Source organism: Pseudomonas sp. AIG (assembly GCF_977020205.1).
In genome coordinates, this window is record NZ_CDROCK010000071.1 from 1 (window position 1) to 24,589 (window position 24,589).

Genomic DNA, 24,589 nt, shown 5'->3' on the forward strand with positions numbered 1-24,589 from the left:
AGCCGAGCGCCTGACCGTTGAAGTACTGCCGAAGAAACTCGACGAAGAAGTGGCCCTGGAAATGGTTCGCGGCTTCGGTGGCGTGGTCACTCAATTGACCAAGCAACAGGCTGACTACATCGGCGTCACCGTCGAAGGCCCGTTCAAGCCGCACGCTTACCGCTACTAACAGGCGTTTGCTCGCTCTCCCTGTGGGAGCGAACCTGCTCGCGAAGGCGTCTTTACATTCAACATCCGTGTTGTCTGACCCAGCGCTTTCGCGAGCAGGCTCGCTCCCACATGGGATTGCAGCGCCTCGAAGGTTCTTGTTTCCAAGGGTATGACCATGTCCCAAGACCGTCGCTACAGCTTCGAGTTCTTCCCGACCAAGACCGATGCTGGGCATGAAAAACTGCTCGCCACTGCCCGTCAGTTGGCCACTTACAACCCCGATTTCTTTTCCTGCACCTATGGCGCTGGTGGTTCGACCCGTGATCGCACCCTCAACACCGTTCTGCAACTGGAAAGCGAAGTCAAAATCCCGGCCGCACCGCACCTGTCGTGCGTCGGCGACAGCAAGGACGACCTGCGCGGCCTGCTGAACGAGTACAAGGCTGCCGGCATCAAGCGCATCGTCGCCCTGCGTGGTGACCTGCCGTCCGGCATGGGCATGACCAGCGGTGAGCTGCGTCACGCCAATGAACTGGTTGAATTCATTCGTGAAGAAACCGGTGATCATTTCCACATCGAAGTTGCCGCTTACCCGGAGATGCATCCGCAAGCACGCAACTACGAAGACGATCTGGCCAATTTCATCCGCAAGGCCCGTGCCGGCGCCGACAGCGCGATCACCCAGTACTTCTTCAACGCCGACAGCTACTTCTATTTTGTCGACCGTTTGCAGGCGCAGGGTGTGGATCTGCCGATCGTGCCAGGCATCATGCCGATCACCAACTACAGCAAACTCGCGCGCTTCTCCGACGCCTGCGGTGCGGAAATTCCGCGCTGGATCCGCAAGCAACTGGAAGCCTACGGCGACGACACTCAGAGCATTCAGCGCTTTGGTGAGCAAGTCGTCAGCGAGATGTGCGAACGCCTGTTGCAGGGCGGCGCGCCGGGGCTGCACTTCTATTCCATGAACCAGGCTGAGCCTAGTCTGGCGATCTGGAATAACCTGAAGTTGCCGCGTTGAAGCAGCTGCAAGCTTCAAGCTGAAAGCTACAAGCCAGATCAAAAGATCGCAGCCTGCGGCAGCGCCTACATTGGGATTTTGTTCACCCTGTAAGAGCTGCCGAAGGCTGCGATTTTTTGCGTTTAAAGGCCCGAAACAGAGCTTGTGCCGGCACTTTCTGGCTCTTTCGCGTTTCTCGTCGTAATCTCAAGCCATGCCTTTGATCACGCAGTTATTCGCCGTGCTGGTTTTTGCTTGCCTGAGCTTCGCCGCTCGAGGCGAGAAGCTGCGTATTGTCACCGAACCGTGGGCGCCTTACGTGTATGAAGAGGGCGGCAAGAACCTCGGCCTGGACTACGAAACTACCGCCATTGTCTTCAAACGCCTGGGCATTGAAGTCGAATGGCAATTCCTGCCGTGGAAGCGCTGTTTGTCGATGCTGGAAACCGGCCTGGCCGACGGTGCACTGGATATTTTTCACAGTGACGAGCGCGACGCCACCCTGCTTTACCCGATAGAACCGCTGTCGGACGTCGAGTTCGTGATGTTCTACGCCAACGATCGACCGCACCCGTTCAGCAAACTCGAAGAACTCAAAGGCCTGACCATCGGCACGTCGCCGGGCTATCTGTATAGCCCTGACTTTCGCGAGTCGACGCTGTTTAACCGTGAACCGGCACCGACCCATGAAGCCAACTTCGGCAAACTGGTGCGCGGTCGCATCGATTTGCTGATCACTGATCGCCGCGTTGGCCAGCATTTGCTCGATGAGTTGAATATTCGCGATCAGATCACTGAAAACCCAACCGTTATTAGCCGTCAGAGCCAGTTTCTCGCGGTTCGGCGCAATGCTGGCATGGATCTGCTGGTGCAGCGGTTTGGCGCCGAGCTCAAGCGATTCAAGCGCGAACCGGCCTACGCCGAGCTGAGCGCACGCTACGGCGCCGCGCCCGCCGGCAGCCCTTCAATGAATTCAGCCACGGCCAACAGCAAAACCGTTGAGCAGCAGGAAAGCAGCGCGCAGTGATTGCTCTGTTATACTCCGGCGTTCCCGCCAGGCTCACGCCCGGACGCCCGGAACCGTAACAGGCCTCTCGACCCGCTACAGCGCAGCTTTGCAGCCCGCGCGAGCGCTCCAGACGTGCCTTCGGAACCGCAGCAGGACCGGACGGGATTGCGTCCTCTTAAACGTGATTCGCGCCAGGCAAGACTCCCATTGGGCCAAGCCCTAACTAAAACAGGATTACTCATGTCCTTTGCTTCCCTCGGTCTCTCCGAGGCTTTAGTCCGCGCCATCGAAGATGCGGGCTATACCGAGCCTACTCCGGTGCAACAGCGGGCCATTCCCGCCGTGTTGCAAGGTCGCGACCTGATGGTTGCGGCACAGACAGGTACCGGTAAAACCGGCGGTTTCGCCCTTCCGATCCTGGAGCGGTTGTTCCCCAACGGTCACCCGGACAAATCCCAGCGTCATGGCCCGCGCCAACCGCGCGTACTGGTCCTGACCCCGACCCGCGAACTCGCGGCCCAGGTCCACGAGAGCTTCAAGATCTACGCCCGTGACCTGAAATTCGTCAGCGCCTGCATCTTTGGCGGCGTCGGCATGAACCCACAGGTTCAGGCCATGTCCCGTGGTGTCGACGTGCTCGTTGCCTGCCCGGGTCGTTTGCTCGACCTCTGCGGCCAGGGCAGCGTTGATCTGTCCCACGTGGAAATCCTCGTCCTCGACGAAGCCGACCGCATGCTCGACATGGGTTTCGTGCACGACGTGAAGAAAGTCCTCGCGCGTCTGCCGTCCAAGCGTCAGAACCTTCTGTTCTCGGCAACCTTCTCCAAGGACATCACCGACCTCGCCGGCAAGCTGCTGCACAACCCGGAACGCATCGAAGTGACGCCGCCGAACACCACGGTCGAGCGCATCGAACAACGCGTCTTCCGTCTGCCGGCCAGCCACAAGCGTGCGCTGCTGGCGCACCTGATTACCGCCGGCGCGTGGGAACAGGTATTGGTCTTCACCCGCACCAAGCACGGCGCCAACCGTCTGGCCGAGTACCTGGACAAGCACGGCCTGCCGGCTGTGGCGATCCACGGTAACAAGAGCCAGAACGCACGCACCAAAGCGCTGGCCGACTTCAAGGCCAACCAGGTACGCATCCTGGTTGCGACCGACATCGCCGCACGTGGTCTGGACATCGATCAGTTGCCACACGTGGTCAACTTCGAACTGCCGAACGTCGATGAAGATTACGTTCACCGTATCGGCCGTACTGGCCGTGCCGGTCGTTCGGGCGAGGCGATTTCGCTGGTCGCACCGGACGAAGAAAAACTGCTGAAAAGCATCGAACGCATGACCAAGCAGAAAATCGCCGATGGCGACCTGATGGGCTTCGATTCGAGCACCATTGAAGCCGAGAAACCGGAAGTGCGTGAGCGTCCGGACGTGCGTAACCCGCGCAACCCACGTGGCCCACGCGGCGACGGCCCGAATGGCGGCGGCGGTGGCGGCGGTCGTAAAGACAAGGGCAAAGACAAGGGCAAGGAAAAACCGGCCGGTGAGCGTGGCGAGCGCCCTGCCCGTCAGCAGAAACCGCGCGAAGGCACCCCAGCCCGCGAGCAGCGTCCGAGCCAGCCGCCACGTGCTGCTGCTGATCGCGCACCTGACGAGTTCCTCGACGACGATGTGGATAACTTCGGTAACCGCGTTGACTACGTGCCGAAGCCGGCTCCTGCTGGCGGCCGTGGTCGTCGTCCAGGCGCACCGGCTCAAGGTGCTGGCGCAGGTTCGGGCGCACCACGCGGCGGTCAGTCGCAGGGTCGTCAGAATGGTCCGCGCAACAGCAACGGCTCGAGCACCGGCACCCCGCCAGCCAAACGCAGCGGCGGCCCGCGCAACGGCGCACCGCGTGATGGTCAGTCGGGTCGTCGCGACGAATCCGCCTCGTCGTCGCGCAACCGCCGTCCAGCCCGTGACGATCAGCCACGCAGCGAGCCAGCCGTGCAGAACCCGCGCAGCAACGGCCCGAAGATCATGCACAAGGAATCGAAAGCCGACCGCTTCCCGACGCCTGAGCAGCTCGATCAACTGCCAAGCCGCCCGCGTGGCGAAAAACCAGCGCTGCTGACCCGCAATCGCTGATTTGACGCTGCCCTAAAAGATGCCCCGCCTCGAAAGAGCCGGGGCATTTTTTATGCCGCCACAAATCCCCCTGAATTACCGCATATCCACTGTGCGAGCCTGCTCGCGAAAGCAGTCATTCAGCCAACATCATTGCTGACTGACCCGCCGCCTTCGCGAGCAGGCTCGCTCCCACAGGGGATGTGTGTGGCGGGCAATAAAAAACGCCCCCGGCCTTTCGACCGGGGGCGTTTTTATGTGGCGGGGGAAAGTTACTTAACTTTCACGCCTTCCAGCGAGATGTCCAGATCCGCAGTTTGCGAGGTCGGACCTGGGCCCTTGATCCCGAATTCGTTCAGGTTCAGGGTGGTCTTGGCGTTGAAGCCAGCACGCTCGCCGCCCCATGGATCCTTGCCTTCGCCGTTGAACGTAGCCTTGAAGGTTACTGGCTTGGTCACGCCGTGCAGGGTCAGGTCGCCGGTCACATCAGCAGTCTTTTCACCGGTCGATTTAACGGCGGTGGGGACGAACTTGGCATCAGCAAACTTGCCCACGTCGAGGAAATCTTTGCTGGCGATGTGCTTGTCACGTTCAGCGTGGTTCGACCACAGGCTGGCGGTTTTCACATCGACAGCGATCTTGCTGGCTTCAGGCTTGGCCGAATCCCACGAGAACGTACCGTCGAAATCCTTGAAAGTACCGTGAATGAAGCTGTAACCCAGGTGGCTGATTTTCCAGTCAACGAAGGCGTGCTGACCTTCCTTGTCGATTTTGTAATCCGCTGCCATGGCCTGGGCCGAGAGCAGTGCAGAACCGATTGCCAGAGCGGCCAGAGTCTTTTTCAACATGCTTTCTTTTCCTTTGAGTCGAGGTTGAATTTCAGGCTTTGCGACCGAGCATTCGCGTCAGGGTCACATCACGATCGATAAAGTGGTGCTTCAATGCTGCCAACGCATGGAGACCGGAAAAAATTACCAGCGCCCACGCCAGCCAGAGATGAATCACCCCAGCGGTGTCTGCCTGATCCGGTAGCCCGGAAACCAGTGCAGGAACTTCAAACAGGCCAAACACCGGGATCCCGACACCGTCTGCGGTGGAAATCAGGTAACCGGCAAGCATCACAGCGAACAGCGCCAGATACAGAAACCCGTGGCCGAATTTAGCGCCGATCCGGGTCATGCGGCTGTAGCTTTGCAGCGTCGGCGGCGGTGGGCTGATAAAGCGCCACAGCACCCGCAACACCATCACGGCCAGCAACACCAGGCCGATACTCTTGTGCAGATCCGGCGCTTCTTTGCGCCAGCTGCTGTAGTAATCCAGCCCAACCATCCACAGACCCAACGCGAACAGCCCGAAGACCACCAGCGCCACACCCCAGTGCATGAAGATGCTGACCCAACCATAGCGCGAAGAAGAGTTACGTAGCTGCATTGCCCAAATCCTGTGAGAACTGCGAACCAAGACTAGCGAGTTATCTATCGAATTAAAGCGGAAAATTTCGCTTTGAAATATCGAGAAATACGATCAAGAGTCTGGAAGTGGCGTGTTAAGGAAAGATTAAAGGCGATTACGGCGTGGGACGTCTGGACAAATGATCGTTGCTGAAACTCTCGGGCGCCTGCACAAGCGCAAGCAAAGGTGGCCGAGGGAAACTGCCGAACGGGACAGAGTTATTCAAGTAACCGGCCCTCTATTCATGGCTGATTAGTTATGAAGTACCGCCGGCGGTTGCAGGCAATCGGCGCTGTACGGATCTATCTGGCATTTATGCGCGAGCTCTGAACTATAACCACCAGGAAAGAAACTCCCGTTGGAGCAACCGGGAAGTGCAATCAGCAAAAGCATGAGAGTGAACGTTTTCATCAAGTGCCTCCTATTTTTCCCAGCATAGAATTGGCGCCGGGGCATCCGCTATCACCTCACTCTGAGTACTTTGTGGGAAGGCTCCGGTACACAAGTAAGCTCCGTGACCGGATGGCGAAGGACAAAAATGCAGAAAAAAAAACGCGACCCGAAGGCCGCGTTCTTTATTGAAGCAAAGGCTTACTGTGCCTTGGTCTCAGTCGTGGCTGCCGGCTTGGCTGCTGGCTTCTTCGCCGGTTCAGCCTTTTTCGCTGCCGGTTTGGCCGCAGGCTTTTTCGCCTCGGTTTTCGCAGCCGGCTTCTTCGCCGTTGGCTTGGCTGCCGCTTTCTTCGCAGGCTCAGCCTTCACCGGTGCCGCAGGCTTCGGTGCTTCCACCGGAGCTGGCGCAGGTGCCGGAGTCGGCGCAGGTGCTGGCGCGACCGGCGCTGGAGCCGGCTCTGGCGCCTTCACTGGCTCAGGCTTCTTCTCGTCATCCGAACCGCCGAACAGGTTGCTGAAGAAGTTGCCCTTCTTCGCCGCCACAGCACCCGCCGCGCCTGCCGCTGCTGCAGCCGGAACCACTTTAGCTGGCTCGAACGATTTGCCTGCCGCCAGATCTTCAACCTGACTGGCCGCCCGTTGACCGGTGCGCAGTGCGCCTTCTAGGGTGCCCGGGTACAAGGTGTCGGTGTGTTCGCCAGCGAACGTCACGCGTTGCAGCGGACGTTCCCACAGGCGCCAGAACTTGCTGATCTGGCCCGGGCCGTAAGCCAGGTACGCGCCGCCCATCGACGGGTCGGTGCTGTAGCGACGGATTTCATAACCGGTGAACGAGCCACGGGCCTGTGGATAAAACGCGTGCAGACGGATCAGCACCTGATCGACCATCTGCTTGTCGCCAAACGCCTGCATCACGCGGGCATTGTCGCCGGACAGGTTGATCACAACGTTGGCGCCGCCCTTCAGGGCAGGTTCGATCCAGAGCATGCCGAGACCGGTGTTGCTGTAGATCTCGCCAGACATGCGCGCCTTGCTTTCCCACACCGGCGTCTTGAACTTCAGCATGATCTGGTCGCGCCAACCGTAGTTGGTGCCTTTGATCGCTGCCAGATGCTGAGCATCCAGTGCCGGCGTCAGCGCAATTTTGTTCAGTGCACGCAATGGCACGGCCAACACGACGTAATCAGCCTGGTAGCCAACACTGCCGACCTTGACGGTCACGCCGTCCTTGTCCTGATTGATCGCCGACACTGGCGAGTTGGTCTTGATCGTTTTGATCTGTTTGACGAACGCCTGGGCCAGCACCTGGCTGCCGCCGACCAGACGCGAAGCACGCAGGTCACGGTCGGAGATGCCGCGATAGACGCGGTTCTGCTGGGCGAAATACAGCAGCGACAGACGCGAAGGTTCGTCGTAGTGGGTGCGGATGTCCTGGTTGATCAACTGGCGCGCAGTGGCCGGCAGGTTCTGCTTGTCGAGCCAGCTCGATACGGTGATCTGGTCCAGCGCATGCAGCGTGCTGGTCGCCGCCGGGTTCTGCGGGTCGTCAATCGAGCGCGCCAGATCGTCGAGGGTTTTCTGATAGCGCTTCAGAGCATCGGCGGTGGCCGGTTGCTTGGTCGCCAGATCAGCGGCAGAGAAATATTCGCCGTCGATCAGGTAGCCCGGCGTACGCACGAATTCCGGGGCCGGCGTAGTGCCCAGCTTGAACGTCGACACGTACTTGTTCAGCACTGGCTGCGTCTTGTCGTTGCCGATCCACTCACTGGTGGCCATGCCCGAGCGCCCGCCCATGCTCGGCTTGGCTTCCAGCAGCGTGACCTGCCAGCCTTTGTTTTGCAGCTCGTAAGCAGCGGTCAGGCCCGACAGGCCGCCGCCAATCACGATTGCAGTTTTATCCTTGGCCAGCGCTGTAACGCTGAACAGCCCCAACATCACCAGCGCACAGGCGCGCAGCCAACCGACAGACATTCAGCGAACTCCGGAAATACACGTAGGAAAAAGCACTTTTGCGGGTCAGACGACCCAAAGAACCGCGAAGAATACGTTAGCCATCAAAACGCCGCCAGCGACGTCTATCGGCTCATACAAAGTAGCTCAATCGACACAATGGGTTGTCCCGGCGCGACGCATTGCATAGGCTTGCGCGATTGTTTGCCCGCGCCTGACGCGAGCCGCCTCGAGGAGACTGTAAATGGGCCTGAATAACCAGTGGATGCAACGCGACCTCGCGGTGTTGTGGCATCCCTGCACCCAGATGAAAGACCACGAACAGCTGCCGCTGATCCCGATCAAGCGCGGTGAAGGCGTCTGGCTCGAAGACTTCGAAGGCAAACGCTACCTCGACGCCGTCAGTTCCTGGTGGGTCAACGTGTTCGGGCACGCCAATCCGCGGATCAACCAGCGCATCAAGGATCAGGTCGATCAACTCGAGCACGTGATTCTGGCCGGTTTCAGCCATCAGCCGGTGATCGAGTTGTCCGAGCGTCTGGTGAAGATGACGCCGGAAGGGCTGAATCGGGTGTTCTACGCCGATAACGGTTCGTCCTGCATCGAAGTCGCGCTGAAAATGAGCTTTCACTATTGGCTCAATCGCGGCCAACCGAACAAGAAGCGCTTTGTCACCCTGACCAACAGTTACCACGGCGAAACCATGGCAGCGATGGCGGTCGGCGACGTGCCGCTGTTCACCGAAACCTACAAAGCGCTGCTGATGGACACCATCAAAGTGCCGAGCCCGGATTGCTACGGGCGCCCCGAAGGCATGAGCTGGGAAGAGCATTCGCGCAACATGTTCGCCGCCATGGAACAGACCCTGGCAGAGAATCATGACAGCGTCGCGGCAGTGATCGTCGAGCCGTTGATTCAGGGCGCCGGCGGCATGCGCATGTATCACCCGGTGTATCTCAAGCTGCTGCGTGAATCCTGCGATCGCTACGGCGTGCATTTGATTCTCGACGAAATTGCCGTGGGTTTCGGTCGCACCGGGACAATGTTTGCCTGCGAACAGGCTGGCATCCGCCCTGACTTCCTCTGCCTGTCGAAAGCCCTGACCGGCGGCTATCTGCCGCTGGCGGCGTGCTTGACCACCGATGAGGTCTACAGCGCGTTCTACGACGACTATCCAACCCTGCGCGCCTTCCTCCATTCGCACAGCTACACCGGCAACCCGCTGGCGTGCGCGGCGGCACTGGCGACGCTGGATATCTTCGAGCAGGACAACGTCATCGAGAACAACAAGGCGCTGGCCCAGCGCATGGCCTCGGCGACGGCGCATCTGGTCGATCACCCGAACGTCTCCGAAGTGCGCCAGACCGGCATGGTCCTGGCGATCGAGATGGTCAAGGATAAAGCCACCAAAGAGGCCTACCCTTGGCAGGAGCGTCGTGGCTTGAAAGTGTTCCAGCATGCGCTGGAGCGTGGCGCGCTGCTGCGCCCGCTCGGCAGCGTGGTGTATTTCCTGCCGCCGTACGTGATCACCCCGGAGCAGATCGACTTCCTCGCCGAAGTCGCCAGCGAAGGCATCGACATTGCCACCCGTGACAGCGTCAGCGTCGCGGTGCCAAAAGACTTCCACCCGGGGTTCCGCGATCCAGGCTAACCGTAACTTCTCGTTCCCACGCTCCGCGTGGGAATGCAGCCAGGGACGCTCCGCGTCCCAAAGCGGACGCAGAGCGTCCATTGAGGCATTCCCACGCAGAGCGTGGGAACGATCTAACATCTTTCCAGAGACCCGAAATGAGACTGTCCCGCTTCTTTATCGACGCCCCCCTGAGCACCGGCGAACACGAATTGCCGGAGGCCCAGGCGCATTACATCAGCCGCGTGCTGCGCATGGCCGAGGGCGATGCGGTGCAGTTGTTCGACGGTTCCGGCCATGAGTTTCGCGGATCGCTTTTAGAAGTCGGCAAGAAGCGCGTGACCGTGCAGATCGACGAGCAATTCGCCGGTCAGGTCGAATCGCCGCTGCACATCCACCTCGGCCAAGGGCTGTCCCGTGGCGAGCGGATGGATTGGGCAATTCAGAAAGCCACCGAGCTGGGCGTGAATGAAATTACGCCGATCTTCAGCGACCGCTGCGAAGTCCGCCTCAAGGACGAACGCGCCGACAAACGCCTGCTGCACTGGCGTCAGGTGGCGATCAGTGCGTGTGAACAATGTGGTCGTTCGCGAGTGCCGATGATTCACCCGCCGGTGTTATTGGCCGACTGGATCAAACAGAGCGAAGCCGAGCTGAAACTGGTGCTGCACCCGGTGGCCGAGCCGTTGGTGAGTCATGCCAAACCGGCGACGCTGGCGTTTCTGATCGGGCCTGAAGGCGGGTTGACGGATGCCGAAGTCGAGCAAGCCAAGGGTAACGGCTTCCACGCCGCCCGCCTCGGCCCGCGAGTGTTGCGCACCGAGACGGCGCCAGTGGTTGCTCTGGCGGTGGCCCAACAGCTTTGGGGTGATTTCTAAACCTTTTTGCCGGACTGATCGTTCCCACGCTCTGCGTGGGAATGCAGCCGGGACGCTCCGCGTCCCAAACAGCGTGACGCAGAGCGTCACAGGAGGCGTTACCACGCAGAGCGTGGGAACGATCAGTCAGCCGGGCTACAGGACATAAAACAGAATCGCGACAAAGTGCAGCAAACTCCCGGCAATCACGAACAAATGCCAGATCCCGTGCGCATGCCGCAACCGGTGATCAAGGGCAAAAAAGATAATCCCCACTGTGTACAAAACCCCGCCCGATGCCAGCCAGGCAAACCCGGTGGTGCCCAGCGCCGCAATCAGCGGCTTGACCGCCACTAACACAATCCAGCCCATCACCGCGTAAATCACGATCGACAGAATCCGCGCCTCCGAACGCGGTTTGATCTCTTGCAGAATCCCGATCAACGCCAGCCCCCAGACAATCCCGAATAACGTCCAGCCCCACGGCCCGCGCAGGGTGACCAGGCAGAACGGTGTATAGCTGCCGGCAATCAGCAGGTAGATCGAAAAGTGATCAACCTTCTTCATGATCGCTTTCTTGCGTCCGCGCACGCTGTGGTACACGGTCGAGGCGCTGTAGAGCACCAGCAAAGTGAAAGCGTAAATCGCCACACTGACAATCTTCCACGGACTGCCATCCAGACAGGCAATCACCAACATCCACACGCCACCGACAAAAGCCGCCACTGCCCCGACCAGATGGGTCCAGGCGTTCAATCGTTCTCCGTGATACATGTATTGCTCACCTCACATTCGTTACCGCAGCGCGCAAGGCTCGGGCCTTGCGCGTAAAAGCGCAATGTTTCTGTTCAACATCAGCCTGCGCGCGTCGTGGTAATTGGGCACAATCGGCCGATACCAAAAAGAGTCCGCGCCATGCTGATCGACGAAGAATTGACCCTGAAAAAACTCGAGGTGTTCCTCGCTTTCATGCGCACCGGCAACCTCGCCCGTGCCGCTGCCGAGCTGCAGACCAGCAACGTCAGCGTGCACCGCGCCATTCATTCGCTGGAAAGCGCCCTGCGCTGCCCACTGTTCAAGCACGAAGGCCGCAACCTGACGCCGCTGGAAAGTGCCTATGTATTGGAGGAGCGCGCGCAGAAGCTGATCAACGACGTCGTCGAAAGCGTGCGCCTGACCCGCGAAGCCGCCGGGTTCTCCGCCGAACGCTTCAAACTCGGCTCGCTGTACTCGCTGACAGTGAAAACCGTACCGCAACTGATCATGGGCCTGAAGATTCGCCGCAGCGAACTCAACATCGACCTGATCCTCGGCTCGAACATCGACCTGCTCTACAAGCTGAAAAACATGGAAGTCGACGCGATTCTGGTGTCACTGGACGACAGCATCAACGACCCGGATTGCGAGCAGATTGCGCTGTTTTCCGACGACATCTTCCTCGCCACTCCGGCGGATTCAAAGTTTGCCCAGCGCAGTGAAGTGGATCTGGCCGAGGTGCGTGATGAAACGTTTATCACGCTGACCCAGGGCTTTGCCACGCATCAGGACGGTAACCGGGTATTCAAGCAGGCGGGGTTCGAGCCGAAGGTGGCGATGCAGGTGAATGACATTTTCACGCTGTTGAGCATGGTCAGTTCGGGGGTGGGTTATGCGTTGCTGCCCGGGCGGATTGCGGCGGTGTATGAGAATCGGGTGAAGCTGATTCCGTTGCAGGAGAAGTACCGGTTGCAGCAGCACATTGGTGTGGTGTTTTTGAAGGCCAAGGAGCGCGATCCGAACTTGTTGGCGTTGCTGGCGGAGTGTCGGATGTATGCGAATCGGCAGGTCACCTCATGATCGTTCCCATGCTCCGCGTGGGAATGCCTCAATGGACGCTCCGCGTCCGCTTTGGGACGCAGAGCGTCCCGGGCTGCATTCCCACGCAGAGCGTGGGAACGATCAGTTAGAGGCTCAGCCCACAATCGCGCGAACAATGAAGAACAACAGTGATGGCCCCAGCAAGCACCCCAGCCCGGTATGGAACGTAGCCGTCAACGCCCCGTAAGGCACCAACCGCCGATCCGTCGCCGCCAATCCGGCGGTCACGCCGCTGACAGTCCCGGCCAACCCACCAAATACCATCGCCGAACGCGGGTTATCCAACCCCATCCAGCGCGCCGCGACCGGCGTGCCGACCATCACCAGAATCGCCTTGATCAACCCGGTGGCAATCGACAGCGCCATCACATCCGACGTCGCGCCAATCGCCGCACCGGTCACCGGTCCGACGATGTAAGTCACCGCGCCCGCACCGATAGTGGTCATGCTCACCGCGTCACGATATCCAAACGCCCAAGCCATGCACGCGCCAACAATGAACGGCAGGATCGTACCGAGCAACAACGCAATCACACCAATCAACCCAGCCTTCTTCGCCTCGGTCGCCTGCACTTCAAACGCCGTGGCCACAATCGCAAAGTCACGCAGCATCGCCCCGCCCATCAGGCCGATGCCGGAGAACAACGTCAGATCCGCCAGGCCTTTCTGCCCGCCGGTCATGGTGCCGCCGACCCACGCCAAAACCAGACCAATAACGATGGCAATCGCCGAGCCGTGAATGCGCCCGAACGTCAGGCGTTTGGAGAGCACCACCGACACCCACATGATCACGCCGACGAAGGCGAATGCGGTAACCAGCCCGTTGTGTTCCAGACCTTTCTCGATGAGATCCCACATATCAGCGGCCTCCTACTGGGGTGCCGACCGGGGAAATTTCCGCCGGTTCGTCGGGCAATGGCTCGCCTTTATGCGTGCGGCTAATCAAGGCAATCGTGCAACCACAGACCACCACCGAACCAATCGCCGCCAACACCGCGACCGGGCCGCCGTGCAGCGCAGTGACGACGTTTTGCTGCGCGGCCATCGCCACCACCACCGGAATGTACATCGCGCCCCAGAAGCCGACGCCCATCTCGCATTCCTTGGTCATGCCGCCGCGCTTCTGCATCCACAACCGCGCGCAGATCAGCAGGATCATGGCGATGCCGACCCCGCCGACATTGGATTTGACGCCCAACAACACGCCGAGCATGTCACCCATGATCACCCCTGCCAGCGTACAGATCGCGAGCAGCGCCACACCGTAAATAATCATTGTTGTAGTCCTCAAAGTGCATCGTCGAATGTTGTTTTTGTTGTTCGAAGCTTGAGTCGCGGCGGTTTAGGGTTGGCGGCTACCCTCCTCACGCAACAGCGCTTGCAGGGTGTCGAGGCGAGCACTGTCGAAGGCAGTGACCGTGCCCTGCTCGAACACCCGGCGCGCCAGCCCGGTCAGCACCGCGCCGGGCGGCAGTTCGATCTGTAAACGCACGCCGCGCTCGTAGGCGCTTTGCACGGTGCCGCGCCAATCCACCACGCGGCACATGTTGAAGGCGAGGTCGTCGCGCAGCGCCTCTACTTTGGTCACAGGACGTGCGCGGCTGCCGCTCAGGTAGGCGAGCCGAGGGGTTTTCAGTTCAACGTTGGCGAAAGCTTCGGCAAGGGTTTGCGCCGGTTTTTCCAGCAGCGGGCAGTGCGACGGCACACTCACCGCCAAGCGCTTCGCCAGACCGGCGCCACGACTGCGCGCCAGTTCGGCCACCGCTTGCATGGCTTTGTCACTGCCGGCAATCACCACTTGGTTGTCGGCGTTGATATTGGCCAGATACACCGGCGAATCTCCGCCGTGCACCTGCGCCAGCAGCGTTTCGACTGTGGATAATTGCAGGCCGATGATCGCGGTCATGCCGTAGCCCTGTGGATAAGCCTGTTGCATCAACTCACCGCGCAGGCTGACCAGATGCAACGCATCGCTGAAGCTCAAGGCGCCGGCAACCACTGCTGCCGGGTAAGCGCCGATGGACAGGCCGGCGACGTAATCCGCCGTGAGTCCGTCCTGCAATAACTGCCGAGAAGCCGCGACGCCGGCGATCAGCAAACAGAGTTGAACTGCCCTTGTCGTGCGCAACGCATCACTGGAATCGAGCAGCAAAACATCTTCGCCAAGCACATCACTGGCTTCGACCAAGGTTTCGCGAGGCAAGCGCTGAAGCATGCCCACTTGCTGCGCACCCTGGCCGGGAAACACCAACAGACTGCTCACGCTGCCTGCTCCTGCGGATTCCACGGATCGTTCACCAGGCAAGCCTGATGAGCGTTTTTCAGCAGCACACGCGCCGAACCGCTGGCCCATTCACGCAACGCCACAGCACCGAACGGCGTCTGCAATTGCAGGTCGACCCGGCACACAGCCTGATCGAAAAGCTCGACCAGTTTGCGTGCCTGATTGCGGGTGATCAGTTGCGGCGTACGCAGAATCAGATCGAGATCACTGGCCGCGTGCATCGCGGTAAAACCGCTGGCCAATTCAAACCCGACACTGCCGCTGACACCCCAGACCCAACCGCAATCGTCGAGCATTGGCCGCAGTTGTTGGAGCGCGTGCATGACCGGCAAATCGCGCTCACTGTCGACGTGACACAGCGCCTCCGGACTGACCCGACAGGCAATCGAATCGACGGCCATAAATGCCGCCCAGCGCTGCTCGCGCAACACACCGCGAACGCCGACCGCGACCAAACCTTCCTCGCTCAGCGCCCGCCGCACCACCACCGGTTGCCCGGCACTGAGCGACTCGACGGCCCACAACGGAGCATCCGCCGGCAACTGCGCCGAGGTCATGCCCCAGAGCAGGTCGTGAGCCAGAGGCGTGTTCACCACTGCGCCCTCAGCAATTCGCGAACTTTGCTGGAGGCGGCACGATTCTTCGCGCCGAGACGATTGCTCAGATCAGTGTTGACCACATCGCTGATGGCTTGTTTGAGGCATTCGTTCACTCTCGATAGATCCTCCGCCGTCGGCTGTTCAATCTGCTGCACTGACAAGGTTTCCCAGAGCAAGCCAAGGCTCGCATAGCTGTCGATGTCATACGCCATCGGCGGCACACTGGCGGCCAGCGCTTCCAGTTCTTCAACACTGCGCAAGGTCACCCGCGCCGCCGACGCCTTGCCCATCGCATGCACCATCACGCCGGGATCGCGCAGCGCAATCAAACGGTTGGCCTGATAACCATGAGCGAGAAACGCCCCGGACATTGCCTTGCCGACCAGTAATGCAATCACTGGATGCCCGGCCAACCGCGCACGGGCATAACTGCCCGCTGCACCGGCCAGCGCCTGATGAATACCGAGGGCTTCTTCGCGCCGACCATAAGCCTGGCTCGGCACATCGACGATGGCGATGATCGGGCGCTTCTGCGCTTTATTGCGGTCGGTAGTGATTGCGTCATCCACAGCCTTGGCCAAACCCCAGCCTTCGAGCAAACCGACTTCGCCATTGCGAGCACGCGGGAAACGATTGTCTGGGTCAGCGACCACCGCGATAAAACGCCCCAGCGCACCATCAGCAACCTTCAACGAAGCCGGCAGCCCTTCAACCACCACAGCCCCGCCGCTCAAGGCGTTGAACCAGTTCAAACCGCGCAGCGAATAACCGCTCATGAGCGCTCTCCTTGATACAGATCGCGAACCACCGACGGTTCGATTTGCGGGTCAGTGTTCAGACTGCTCAAACGTTGCAGGAACCAGTCGGCGCGCTGGCTGCGAGGTTGCTTCGGCAAACCCTGCTGCAGTAATTCACCAACCTGCTGACGAATCTTCGCCACGTCATCGGCGACATAACGATCCACCAGACCACTGGCAAAACGCTGCTCGCCACCGGTCAGGCTCCAAATGAAGGGTCGGTCGCGAGAGTCATATTCTTCGATGCCCGCTTCCTGTTCGATGACCTGCGGGCCGTTCAAACCAAGGCGCGCTTCCTGAGTGACCAGCAAATAGCTGCACAGCGCCGCAGCAATCGACATACCACCAAAACAACCAACGCTACCGGCGACCACGCCAACCACCGGTTGGTACTGCTGCAGATCGACAATCGCTGCGTGAATATCGGCAATCGCCGCCAGCCCGAGATTGGCTTCCTGCAAGCGCACACCACCGGTTTCCAGCAGCAACACCGCGCGGGTCGGAATGCCTTTGCGGTTGTCTTCAGCCGCCAGTTCCAGCGCGCCGGCGATCTTCGCCCCGCCGACTTCGCCAAGGCTGCCGCCCTGAAATGCACCTTCAATCGCGGCAATGACTACCGGCAAGCCGTCGAGGCTACCCTTGGCGATCACTACACCGTCATCGGCCTGCGGCACCACGCCCTGACGTTCGAGCCACGGCGACATCACCCGTTGAAACGGGTCGAGCAATTCGCGAAAGCTGCCGGCATCGAGCAAGGCCTTCGCCCGTTGCCGCGCGCCGAGTTCGACGAAGCTGTGTTTGTTGAGCAACGCGGCGCTGTCAGTCATGGCCGATCTCCTCGAAACCCTGTTCCAGACGCAAGCGCACCACCCCCGGCGTCGCGCCGAAATCGTGGATATCGATGGCCATGGCTGGCGGCGTGGTGCCGTCGAACATCCGCGCAAACAGGTGCTGCCAACGCAACTGCGCGCCGTTGACCGAGGTCTGCACATTGATCGTCAGTTTGCCGGCCAGGCCCGGTTCGATCAGCACTTCCAGATCACCCGAGCCGACACAGCCGACCAGCGCGCGTCCGCGTGGCGGCTGCCCGGCGGGGAATTCAAACGATAGGGTTTCCATCAAAACGCTCCCTGAGAAATGCCGTCGCGCTCGATACGGTCGAGCAGCAGCGTAGCGGCGAGCAAGTCGGCGGCGCCACCGGGCGAGGCATTCAATGCGATGAGTTGTTGATCGAGTTCGTGCAGGCGACGGCGACCGCTGAGGCTGGCACTGCCACCGGCGTCGAGCACCGCTTGCGCGCCGGACTGCATGGCATGCAGGCCCTCTTCACCGGCGCGGTAGAGCACGCAGGTGTCAGCGAGGTCGGTCATGATCGCGAGCAAAGCGTCGAGCCGGGCGTTCTGTTCGCCGTGGCCGTTGGCGCGACTGCGTTTGAGTTGTGGCAGGCCGCGTTGCAGCACCGAGGGGAAGCCAAGTTGCGCTTCTTCACGAGCGCCGCGTGCGCCGTAACGCAGGGCGACTTGGGTGCCGTGGCTTAGGGGTTTGGGTGCGTGGCAATCGTCCAGCAAGGCCAGACGTGCGGCGCGTAGGGTCACGGCATTCGCGCTGGAGGATTGCGGTTCCAGCGCAGCGGCCGTCACCAACAATCCCAACGCCCAAATGGCGCCGCGATGCGTGTTCACGCCGTTAGTGGTCGTGAGCATCGCTTGCTCGCCTTCGCGACCGATGCGGCCAATCGCTTCGCGCAACGTTGAATCGACTTCGCCGAATGCAACCGCCGCTTCCGCCATTTCCTTGAATGCCGGCCACAACGACAGCGCCGAAGCGTGCATCAGGCCCAGGTGCAAATCGGTGTGCGCGCCATTGCCGCGACGGTCGACCAGCGCCGGTTTCGGCGACAGATCGGCTTCGTCGATCAGGGCGTCTACCGCCAGATCGGCCAATCGGTCCGCCAGAGAAAGCGGTTTCGCTTGCAAGTTAAATGCGTGCATTACCAGCTCCTGAATTTGGCGGGCGGGTTGTACAGGCCGCCGGACCACTCAACCAGATCGGCCACGCTTTTCGCCGCGAGCAATTCGCGGGTGGCGTCGGTGCGGCGGATGCCGAGGTCTTCGGGCAAGGCGATCAGGCCTTCGCGGCGCATGCGTTCGGTGTCTTTCGGGTTGTGGCGCAGGCCGATGGCGGTGACGCCGGCGACCGCGGCGATCATCGCCTGACGTTCTTCCAGCGAGCGCGCCTTGTACAGGTAGGCGATGCCTTCTTCGGTGAGCAGGTGGGTGACGTCGTCGCCGTAAATCATGATCGGCGCCAGCGGCATGCCGCTCTTCTTCGCCACTTCCACCGCATCGAGGGTTTCGACGAAGGTCGGTTTGCCGCCCTCCTGGAAGGTCTCGACCATTTGCACCACGAGTTTTTTGCCGCGTTCGAGCATCGGTTGCTGCGAGTCGTCATGACGCATATCGAGCCACGCCGGGGTGCCGTGACGCCGACCGCGCGGATCGTGGCCCATGTTCGGCGCACCGCCGAACCCGGCGAGGCGACCACGGGTTACGGTCGAGGAATGGCCATCGCCATCGACCTGCAACGTCGCGCCGATAAACAGATCCACCGCGTATTGCCCGGCGAGTTGGCAGAACATCCGGTTGGACCGCAGCGAACCGTCGCGACCGGTGAAGAACACGTCGGGGCGCGCGGCGATGTAGTTTTCCATGCCCAGCTCGGTGCCGAAGCAATGCACGCTTTCGACCCAACCGCTCTCGATTGCCGGGATCAATGTTGGGTGCGGGTTGAGCGTCCAGTTGCGGCAAATCTTGCCCTTCAAGCCAAGAGACTCGCCGTAGGTCGGCAGGATCAATTCGATGGCGGCGGTGTTGAAACCGATGCCGTGGTTGAGCGACTGCACGTTGTGTTTTTCGTAGATGCCACGGATCGCCATCATCGCCATCAACACGTGCACAGGCTTGATGTGGCGTGGGTCGCGGGTGAACAGCGGTTCGATGTAGAACGGTTTGTCCGCCACCACGACGAAATCGACCCATGACGCAGGAATATCTACGCGGGGCAGCTCGCTGACGTCGTCGACCAATTGGTTGACCTGGACGATGACGATGCCGTCGCTGAACGCCGCAGGTTCGATCAGTGCCGGGGTGTCTTCGGTGCTGGGGCCGGTGTAGATGTTGCCGGCGCGGTCGGCCATGAACCCGGCCGAGAGCACCACGTTGGGAATCAGATCCACTACCAACCGGGCGTAGAGTTCGATGTAGGTGTGGATCGCGCCGATTTCCAGCAAGCCGTCTTCGAGCAATTGGCTGATGCGCAGGCTTTGGGTGCCGGCGAAGGAGAAATCGAGCTTGCGGGCGATGCCGCGTTCAAACAGGTCGAGGTGCTCTGAGCGGCCGACGCTGGGCATGATCATGTGCAGGTCGTGGAGCTTTTCCGGGTCGGCCTTGGCCAGCGAGCGGGAGAGGAAATCCGCCTGCTTCTGGTTATTGCCCTCCAGCACCACGCGGTCGCCGGGATGAATCAGCGCTTCGAGCGCGGCGACGATCTTGTCGGTGGGCAACACCACACCGTCGGCCAGCCCGCGCACCTTGTCGAGGCGGCGCTGCTTCTCATCGCGCCGCCGCGTCCAGCGCGAGTCGGGGGAAATTGTTGTTGTCATGCTCACTCCACGGGGTTCGCTGTCGTGGAGCTAAGGTAGGCGTGTGGGGTGGGGGCATCAATCAAGCGCGGTGGTGAATCATTACGCTCAGGGTAACGATCAAGAGCGCCCTCACCCTAGCCCTCTACCGGAGGGAGAGGGGACTGACCGAGGTGTCTGGCGCCATACGTCGACCTGCCCCACCGAGTCGATTATGGATTCACAGCGGTACTTTCAGGTCGGCGTAACTTGTGAGCATCCCGCGGTCGGCCCCCTCTCCCTACGGGCGGTCCGACGTTTCGGGAGGGCTGGGGTGAGGGTCAGCTTTTAAGTCACTCCGTCGGCACCAACCGATCCAACAAACGGTTGACTGCCATCTCCGCCACCATCACCACCTGCGCAATACCTTGCACAGTCTTGCGGTGCGTACCCTCCACCATTGCCGCATGGTTGTTGAGCATCACCGTAGCCGAACCAAGGGTTTCGCTGGCGTCAGCCAGCAGGGATTCGGTGTCGGCATTGGGGTTGGCCATGTACAGCGTGTTGGGGGTGTAAGGCGTGGCCATCAGGTCGGCGTTGGTCGGGCCGAGGTAATGGTCGAGGGCGCGCTCGGCGGCTTCGTGGAATTTCTTCGAATCGGGGGATTCGTAGGGGGATGCCGGGTCAGTGAGCGGGGGGGTTAGGCGTAGGTTTAATCATCTTCAGGTTCCGAAATTAAGCTGGACCGCTTCTCTGCTAAAAGAAGGGGTGGCAGCTGAACGCAGGTTAGCAGACCGGGGAACCTAAGGAAGCCGGCGCGCCGAAGCGCCCTGCGCACAGCCGCCATCGAATGCAGGCGCTGAGCCTGACGATGATGTATGTGCACCCTTAGATTAACCACAGGCTGCTAAACCCGATCACTGGGAATCAGTGACGGAATCAAGTTACGCAGCATGCCCAAGGCGCACAAGCCGGCGGATTCTGGTGCATGCGTAGGCAGCGGCGCAAGGATTTGTAGGCTAGGGAGGCGTAACACCGGGTGTCTTTAAACAACTGAGCTAAAGGGTGTTTATTACTCACAGAGATTTAGGATTTGTCTGTCGGAATTCAGCGCTGCAACTGGCGCTTTCGCGAGCAGGCTCGCTCCCACAGGGGCTCTGTGTCGTCTGCAAAATCCGGGATCACTGGATTTCCATTGTGGGAGCGAGCCTGCTCGCGAAGAGGCCAGTCGCAGTACCGAAAAGGCTGGATCAGCCCGCGGATGATCGTTCCCACGCTCTGCGTGGGAATGCCTCAACGGACGCTCTGCGTTCGGCTTTTTGGGACGCGGAGCGTCCCGGGCTGCATTCCCACGCGGAGCGTGGGAACGATCAACACTGAAGACTCTGGATCAATGGACCAGCCCAGAATCCACCAACAACTTCTCCAACCCCAATAAATCCGGCACCTTCGCCACCTGCTCCCCGACCTGCACCGCCGCCTGCTCCAGCGCACACAACGGCACATCGACATAACTCAACTGGCTATCAAGCTTGTACGACCGCGGAATCCCCTGCACCAGCAGCGCGATGAACTTCAACTCCGGCAACCCGCCCAGCGCATTCAAAATCACGATCCGCGCGCGCTCGCCAATGACGATTTTCTGCCCGCATGCCGATTCAAAACTCAGCAACGGAATCTGCCGCTCACGCCACGTAACCTTGCCGAGATACCACGGCGGCGTATCCAGATCGAAGGCGCTGGCCTGGTAATCAATCAACTCAGCGACAGCGACGTTAGGCAGGATCAAATTGCGATCCGCCAACGGCAGCAGCAACCCGGTCAGCTGACTGCTGCGCTGATTATGCCGGCGCTCATGCATGTTTCTTGCTCCAGTGGGCAATGCTTTCAAGCAGCACCGACTCTTGATACGGCTTGCCGAGGTAGTCGTTGACGCCAATCGCCATCGCGCGGTCGCGGTGTTTCTGGCCGGTGCGTGAGGTGATCATGATGATCGGCAGGTGTTGCAGACGTTCGTCGTTGCGCACCTGGGTGGCGACTTCGAAGCCGTCCATGCGCGGCATTTCGATGTCGAGCAGCATCAGATCGGGCATGTGTTCTTCGAGCAGCAGCATCGCATCGACACCGTCCTTGGCGGTCAGCACGTTCATGCCGTGGCGTTCGAGCAAACGGCTGGTGACCTTGCGCACGGTGACCGAGTCGTCGACCACCATCACCAGCAGCGGTTTTTGCGGTTCGCTGTCGATTTCCGGCACCGTCGGTGTCTGCGCAACCCGCGCCTGCATCGCGCGGATCGGCGCGAGCAAATCGAGAATCAGCACCACCCGGCCATCGCCGAGAATCGTCGCGCCGGACACGCCCTGCACTGCCGCGAATTGCGCGCCGAGGCTTTTGACCACGATCTCGCGGGTGCCGGCCATGGTGTCGACCAGCACCGCAATGTGCCGGTCGTTGTAATGCACCAGCAACACCGGCAATGGCAGGTTCTGGCCGAGCAGTTTCGGTCGTGGCGCGGTTTTCAGCAGTTCACCGAGATAGCACAGTTCATAGATCTGGCCGCCGTACTGATAGCGTGGCGGATCAACCCGCAAGTGAGCTTCCAGATCATTCGGCAACACGCGAACAATGCCTTCGATGGTGTTCAGCGGAATCGCGTATTGATCCTCACCACACTGCACCATCAACGCGCGGTTGACCGACACGGTGAACGGCAGCCGAATGCGAAAATGCACGCCCTGCCCCGGCACCGAGTCGATGCTCATGCTGCCGCCCAGTTGCCGCACCTCTTCGTGCACCACGTCCATGCCGACGCCACGTCCGGAAATCTGGGTGATTTTTTCCGCTGTGGAAAACCCCGGCTGAAGGATGAACTGCAACACGTCGCGGTCGCTGATCTCGGCCTCCGGCGCGAGCATGCCGCGCTTGATCGCCTTGCGCCGCACGGCTTCCAGCGGCACCCCGGCGCCGTCATCGCGAATATCGAAAACAATGTCGCCGCCCTCGCGGGACAGGTCGAGGCTGATCTGCCCTTGCGCCGGTTTACCCGCTGCCAGCCGCACTTCGGCGGACTCCAGACCGTGGTCGACGGCGTTGCGCAGCATGTGTTCCAGCGGCGCGGCCATGCGTTCGAGCACGTTACGATCCATCTCGCCTTCGGCATTGCCGACGACAAACGCGACGTCTTTGTTCAGCTCTTCGGCGACCTGGCGGACGATGCGTTTCAAGCGCGGCAACATGCGCTCGAACGGCACCATGCGCGTGCGCATCAGGCCTTCCTGCAATTCGGTGTTGATGCGGCCCTGTTGCTGCAACAGGTTCTCGGCGTCGTGATTGCGGCGGTCGAGGGTTTCCTTGAGGTCGAGCAGATCGGAGGCCGATTCGAACAGCGCCCGCGACAGTTGCTGCAACTGTGAATGGCGATCCATTTCCAGCGGATCGAATTCTTCGTAACCGAGGCGTTCGGCGTCGACTTGCTGACGGCTGAGAATCCGCCCCTGGGTTTCGGTGTCGAGGCGGCGCAACTGATCGCGCATGCGTTCGATGGTGGTTTCCATCTCGTTCAGGGCGATCTGTGCGTCGTTGACCTGCTGTTCGATACGGCCACGGAAGATCGAGGTTTCGCCGGCCAGATTGACCAGTTCATCAAGCAGTTCGGCGGAGACTTTGACCATGTCCGCGCCAGCCTCGGCAGGCGGCGGTGCGGGTTCGGTCTTGGCGGGCAGCGGCAACGCTGGAGGTGTTTCGACCGTTACCGGATGACTGAAATTCTGGATCGCATTGATCAACCGATCCGCCGGCGGACACGGTTGCCCGGCGCGCACGCCATCGAGCATTTGCGCCAAGCGGTCATGCCCGCGCTGCACCAGTGCAAACAGTTCCGCCGACGGCTGCAAAGCGCCGCTGGAAAGACTTTCGTAAAGGTATTCGAGCTCATGGGCGAGGTCGCCGATCGGACCGATCTCGACCATCCGCGCGCCACCCTTGAGGGTGTGCAGATCGCGCAGCAGGGTTTCCACTTCCTGACGATTGCCAGGCTCGGCCTGCCAGCGCAGCAGTGCGGCGCCGGAGTTTTCGATGATGTCGAAACCTTCTTCGAGGAAGATTTCCAGCAGCTCCGGGTCGTGACCGGCGCTGTCGTGATCGGTTATTGCTGGCGAAGCTTCGGCAACGTTCTGGCCTTGGCGGACCTGACGGATGACTTCGATCAGATCCTGCGCCGGGGTCAGCCGCTGATGATTTTGCAGTTGATCAAGCAACAGCGCCAAGCGGTCATGGCTCTTGAGCAGCAAGCGCCCCAGGCTTTCGCTGTAGTGATAGCGACGATCAACCAGACCTTCGTAAAGGCTTTCCAGCTCCTGGGCCAGATCGCCGATGGCCTCGACTTCGGCCATCCGCGCGCCGCCCTTGAGGGTGTGCAGATCCCGTTGCAACGAGGACAGCGGCGCTGTGTTGTCCGGATCGCTGAGCCAGCGCTGCAGGGCTTGGCCTGAGCTGTCGAGAATGTCCACGGCCTCTTCAAGGAAGATCTCGACAATCTCGTCATCGGGTTCTGATGCGGCTGCCTTCTGCTGTAGCTCAGCGGTGGCGCTGCCCAGTTCGCGGATGCTCAAAGTACGGCTGCCATCGCTGCGAATCAGGCCCATCGACGACGGATCAAGACTCTCATCGAGCAGATCATGCAGGGCACGAATCCGCGCCGGTTGTGGCGTGACTTCCTGCCCGGCGGCCAGTTCGTCGAGCATGTTGATCAGCGCTTCATGGGCGTTTTGCGCTTCGTGAAAGAACCGCTCGCTGACCGCCAGACTGCTTTCTTCGACCGCGCCATACAGGTCGAGCAAGGCTTCACACAGCACGTCGACCGGCAGCAGATCGGCCATGTGCGCGCCTTC

At 60.7% G+C, this 24,589-nt stretch carries 22 protein-coding genes and 1 pseudogene; 7 read left to right on the forward strand and 16 right to left on the reverse strand.

The features are described from left to right. The 4 genes from ACWR1S_RS28205 to ACWR1S_RS28220 all read left to right on the forward strand — a co-directional run. Window positions 1-169, forward strand: a 169-nt coding sequence (locus tag ACWR1S_RS28205) for an adenosylhomocysteinase (RefSeq protein WP_454565815.1), incomplete at its 5' end; no start/stop codon positions are given. A 156-nt stretch (window positions 170-325) separates the two neighbouring features. After that, entirely contained in the window at window positions 326-1,171 is an 846-nt protein-coding gene (gene metF / locus ACWR1S_RS28210) for a methylenetetrahydrofolate reductase [NAD(P)H] (protein WP_038358758.1), read from the forward strand. Window positions 1,172-1,364: 193 nt separating this feature from the next. Then, window positions 1,365-2,177, forward strand: a complete 813-nt coding sequence (locus ACWR1S_RS28215; protein WP_454565801.1) for a substrate-binding periplasmic protein — start codon at window positions 1,365-1,367, stop codon at window positions 2,175-2,177. Between the two features lie 222 nt (window positions 2,178-2,399). After that, the gene (locus tag ACWR1S_RS28220; protein WP_454565802.1) at window positions 2,400-4,286 is read left to right on the forward strand and encodes a DEAD/DEAH box helicase; all 1,887 of its coding nucleotides are present in this window, start codon (window positions 2,400-2,402) and stop codon (window positions 4,284-4,286) included. Window positions 4,287-4,537: 251 nt separating this feature from the next. On the opposite strand, the gene ACWR1S_RS28225 is transcribed toward ACWR1S_RS28220, so the two are convergent. The 3 genes from ACWR1S_RS28225 to ACWR1S_RS28235 all read right to left on the reverse strand — a co-directional run bounded on the left by ACWR1S_RS28225 (window position 4,538) and on the right by ACWR1S_RS28235 (window position 8,078). Then, entirely contained in the window at window positions 4,538-5,113 is a 576-nt protein-coding gene (locus ACWR1S_RS28225; protein WP_454565803.1) for a YceI family protein, read from the reverse strand. Window positions 5,114-5,144: 31 nt separating this feature from the next. After that, window positions 5,145-5,696 (reverse strand): cytochrome b, encoded by a 552-nt coding sequence (locus tag ACWR1S_RS28230; RefSeq protein ID WP_454565804.1) that lies wholly within the window; start codon window positions 5,694-5,696, stop codon window positions 5,145-5,147. A 612-nt stretch (window positions 5,697-6,308) separates the two neighbouring features. Continuing rightward, window positions 6,309-8,078 carry a flavin monoamine oxidase family protein gene (locus ACWR1S_RS28235; protein ID WP_454565805.1) on the reverse strand — a complete coding sequence of 590 codons (1,770 nt, stop codon included), beginning with the start codon at window positions 8,076-8,078 and terminating at the stop codon, window positions 6,309-6,311. Between the two features lie 223 nt (window positions 8,079-8,301). Here ACWR1S_RS28235 and ACWR1S_RS28240 point away from each other — a divergent pair, with 223 nt between their 5' ends. Both ACWR1S_RS28240 and ACWR1S_RS28245 read left to right on the forward strand, forming a co-directional pair. Further along, window positions 8,302-9,708 carry an adenosylmethionine--8-amino-7-oxononanoate transaminase gene (locus tag ACWR1S_RS28240; protein ID WP_095112782.1) on the forward strand — a complete coding sequence of 469 codons (1,407 nt, stop codon included), beginning with the start codon at window positions 8,302-8,304 and terminating at the stop codon, window positions 9,706-9,708. A gap of 137 nt (window positions 9,709-9,845) precedes the next feature. Beyond that, the gene (locus ACWR1S_RS28245; protein ID WP_454565806.1) at window positions 9,846-10,565 is read left to right on the forward strand and encodes a 16S rRNA (uracil(1498)-N(3))-methyltransferase; all 720 of its coding nucleotides are present in this window, start codon (window positions 9,846-9,848) and stop codon (window positions 10,563-10,565) included. Window positions 10,566-10,700: 135 nt separating this feature from the next. Here the strand turns inward: ACWR1S_RS28245 and trhA are convergent, their stop codons facing one another. Further along, complete coding sequence (trhA, locus tag ACWR1S_RS28250) at window positions 10,701-11,318, reverse strand: PAQR family membrane homeostasis protein TrhA (protein ID WP_007913708.1); 618 nt, start codon at window positions 11,316-11,318, stop codon at window positions 10,701-10,703. 141 nt (window positions 11,319-11,459) lie between these two features. Here trhA and ACWR1S_RS28255 point away from each other — a divergent pair, with 141 nt between their 5' ends. Further along, a complete protein-coding gene (locus ACWR1S_RS28255; protein ID WP_454565807.1) occupies window positions 11,460-12,380 on the forward strand; it encodes a LysR family transcriptional regulator in 921 nt (306 codons plus the stop codon). 114 nt (window positions 12,381-12,494) lie between these two features. Here the strand turns inward: ACWR1S_RS28255 and madM are convergent, their stop codons facing one another. The 12 genes and pseudogenes from madM to ACWR1S_RS28315 all read right to left on the reverse strand — a co-directional run. Beyond that, on the reverse strand, window positions 12,495-13,259 hold the full coding sequence (gene madM / locus ACWR1S_RS28260) for a malonate transporter subunit MadM (RefSeq protein ID WP_322845124.1): 765 nt from the start codon (window positions 13,257-13,259) through the stop codon (window positions 12,495-12,497). A 1-nt stretch (window position 13,260) separates the two neighbouring features. After that, on the reverse strand, window positions 13,261-13,677 hold the full coding sequence (gene madL, locus ACWR1S_RS28265) for a malonate transporter subunit MadL (protein WP_038358777.1): 417 nt from the start codon (window positions 13,675-13,677) through the stop codon (window positions 13,261-13,263). Window positions 13,678-13,743: 66 nt separating this feature from the next. Then, window positions 13,744-14,664, reverse strand: a complete 921-nt coding sequence (gene mdcH / locus ACWR1S_RS28270) for a malonate decarboxylase subunit epsilon (protein WP_454565808.1) — start codon at window positions 14,662-14,664, stop codon at window positions 13,744-13,746. Continuing rightward, window positions 14,661-15,281 carry a malonate decarboxylase holo-ACP synthase gene (locus ACWR1S_RS28275; RefSeq protein WP_454565809.1) on the reverse strand — a complete coding sequence of 207 codons (621 nt, stop codon included), beginning with the start codon at window positions 15,279-15,281 and terminating at the stop codon, window positions 14,661-14,663. The genes mdcH and ACWR1S_RS28275 overlap by 4 nt, the downstream gene beginning before the upstream one ends. Further along, the gene (mdcE, locus tag ACWR1S_RS28280; protein WP_454565810.1) at window positions 15,275-16,060 is read right to left on the reverse strand and encodes a biotin-independent malonate decarboxylase subunit gamma; all 786 of its coding nucleotides are present in this window, start codon (window positions 16,058-16,060) and stop codon (window positions 15,275-15,277) included. The genes ACWR1S_RS28275 and mdcE overlap by 7 nt, the downstream gene beginning before the upstream one ends. Beyond that, a complete protein-coding gene (locus ACWR1S_RS28285; protein WP_454565811.1) occupies window positions 16,057-16,908 on the reverse strand; it encodes a biotin-independent malonate decarboxylase subunit beta in 852 nt (283 codons plus the stop codon). The genes mdcE and ACWR1S_RS28285 overlap by 4 nt, the downstream gene beginning before the upstream one ends. Beyond that, complete coding sequence (locus ACWR1S_RS28290; protein WP_007913697.1) at window positions 16,901-17,200, reverse strand: malonate decarboxylase subunit delta; 300 nt, start codon at window positions 17,198-17,200, stop codon at window positions 16,901-16,903. Before ACWR1S_RS28290 ends, ACWR1S_RS28285 begins: the two co-directional genes overlap by 8 nt. Further along, the gene (locus ACWR1S_RS28295) at window positions 17,200-18,072 is read right to left on the reverse strand and encodes a triphosphoribosyl-dephospho-CoA synthase (RefSeq protein WP_454565812.1); all 873 of its coding nucleotides are present in this window, start codon (window positions 18,070-18,072) and stop codon (window positions 17,200-17,202) included. The genes ACWR1S_RS28290 and ACWR1S_RS28295 overlap by 1 nt, the downstream gene beginning before the upstream one ends. After that, a complete protein-coding gene (mdcA, locus tag ACWR1S_RS28300) occupies window positions 18,072-19,742 on the reverse strand; it encodes a malonate decarboxylase subunit alpha (protein ID WP_093429846.1) in 1,671 nt (556 codons plus the stop codon). Before mdcA ends, ACWR1S_RS28295 begins: the two co-directional genes overlap by 1 nt. A gap of 311 nt (window positions 19,743-20,053) precedes the next feature. Beyond that, window positions 20,054-20,420: pseudogene (locus ACWR1S_RS28305) on the reverse strand (DUF6124 family protein). 670 nt (window positions 20,421-21,090) lie between these two features. Next, window positions 21,091-21,561 (reverse strand): chemotaxis protein CheW, encoded by a 471-nt coding sequence (locus ACWR1S_RS28310; RefSeq protein WP_454565813.1) that lies wholly within the window; start codon window positions 21,559-21,561, stop codon window positions 21,091-21,093. Further along, on the reverse strand, window positions 21,554-24,589 hold a 3,036-nt coding region (locus tag ACWR1S_RS28315; RefSeq protein ID WP_454565814.1), incomplete at its 5' end, for a response regulator. The genes ACWR1S_RS28310 and ACWR1S_RS28315, both read right to left, overlap by 8 nt.

What these genes read in the sequence shown, in the direction of transcription:
- metF (WP_038358758.1), top strand. Translation starts at nt 326, where the DNA reads ATGTCCCAAGACCGTCGCTACAGCTTCGAGTTCTTCCCGACCAAGACC.
- ACWR1S_RS28215 (WP_454565801.1), top strand. Translation starts at nt 1,365, where the DNA reads ATGCCTTTGATCACGCAGTTATTCGCCGTGCTGGTTTTTGCTTGCCTG.
- ACWR1S_RS28220 (WP_454565802.1), top strand. Translation starts at nt 2,400, where the DNA reads ATGTCCTTTGCTTCCCTCGGTCTCTCCGAGGCTTTAGTCCGCGCCATC.
- ACWR1S_RS28225 (WP_454565803.1), bottom strand. Translation starts at nt 5,113, where the DNA reads ATGTTGAAAAAGACTCTGGCCGCTCTGGCAATCGGTTCTGCACTGCTC.
- ACWR1S_RS28230 (WP_454565804.1), bottom strand. Translation starts at nt 5,696, where the DNA reads ATGCAGCTACGTAACTCTTCTTCGCGCTATGGTTGGGTCAGCATCTTC.
- ACWR1S_RS28235 (WP_454565805.1), bottom strand. Translation starts at nt 8,078, where the DNA reads ATGTCTGTCGGTTGGCTGCGCGCCTGTGCGCTGGTGATGTTGGGGCTG.
- ACWR1S_RS28240 (WP_095112782.1), top strand. Translation starts at nt 8,302, where the DNA reads ATGGGCCTGAATAACCAGTGGATGCAACGCGACCTCGCGGTGTTGTGG.
- ACWR1S_RS28245 (WP_454565806.1), top strand. Translation starts at nt 9,846, where the DNA reads ATGAGACTGTCCCGCTTCTTTATCGACGCCCCCCTGAGCACCGGCGAA.
- trhA (WP_007913708.1), bottom strand. Translation starts at nt 11,318, where the DNA reads ATGTATCACGGAGAACGATTGAACGCCTGGACCCATCTGGTCGGGGCA.
- ACWR1S_RS28255 (WP_454565807.1), top strand. Translation starts at nt 11,460, where the DNA reads ATGCTGATCGACGAAGAATTGACCCTGAAAAAACTCGAGGTGTTCCTC.
- madM (WP_322845124.1), bottom strand. Translation starts at nt 13,259, where the DNA reads ATGTGGGATCTCATCGAGAAAGGTCTGGAACACAACGGGCTGGTTACC.
- madL (WP_038358777.1), bottom strand. Translation starts at nt 13,677, where the DNA reads ATGATTATTTACGGTGTGGCGCTGCTCGCGATCTGTACGCTGGCAGGG.
- mdcE (WP_454565810.1), bottom strand. Translation starts at nt 16,060, where the DNA reads ATGAGCGGTTATTCGCTGCGCGGTTTGAACTGGTTCAACGCCTTGAGC.
- ACWR1S_RS28285 (WP_454565811.1), bottom strand. Translation starts at nt 16,908, where the DNA reads ATGACTGACAGCGCCGCGTTGCTCAACAAACACAGCTTCGTCGAACTC.
- ACWR1S_RS28290 (WP_007913697.1), bottom strand. Translation starts at nt 17,200, where the DNA reads ATGGAAACCCTATCGTTTGAATTCCCCGCCGGGCAGCCGCCACGCGGA.
- ACWR1S_RS28295 (WP_454565812.1), bottom strand. Translation starts at nt 18,072, where the DNA reads ATGCACGCATTTAACTTGCAAGCGAAACCGCTTTCTCTGGCGGACCGA.
- mdcA (WP_093429846.1), bottom strand. Translation starts at nt 19,742, where the DNA reads ATGACAACAACAATTTCCCCCGACTCGCGCTGGACGCGGCGGCGCGAT.
- ACWR1S_RS28310 (WP_454565813.1), bottom strand. Translation starts at nt 21,561, where the DNA reads ATGCATGAGCGCCGGCATAATCAGCGCAGCAGTCAGCTGACCGGGTTG.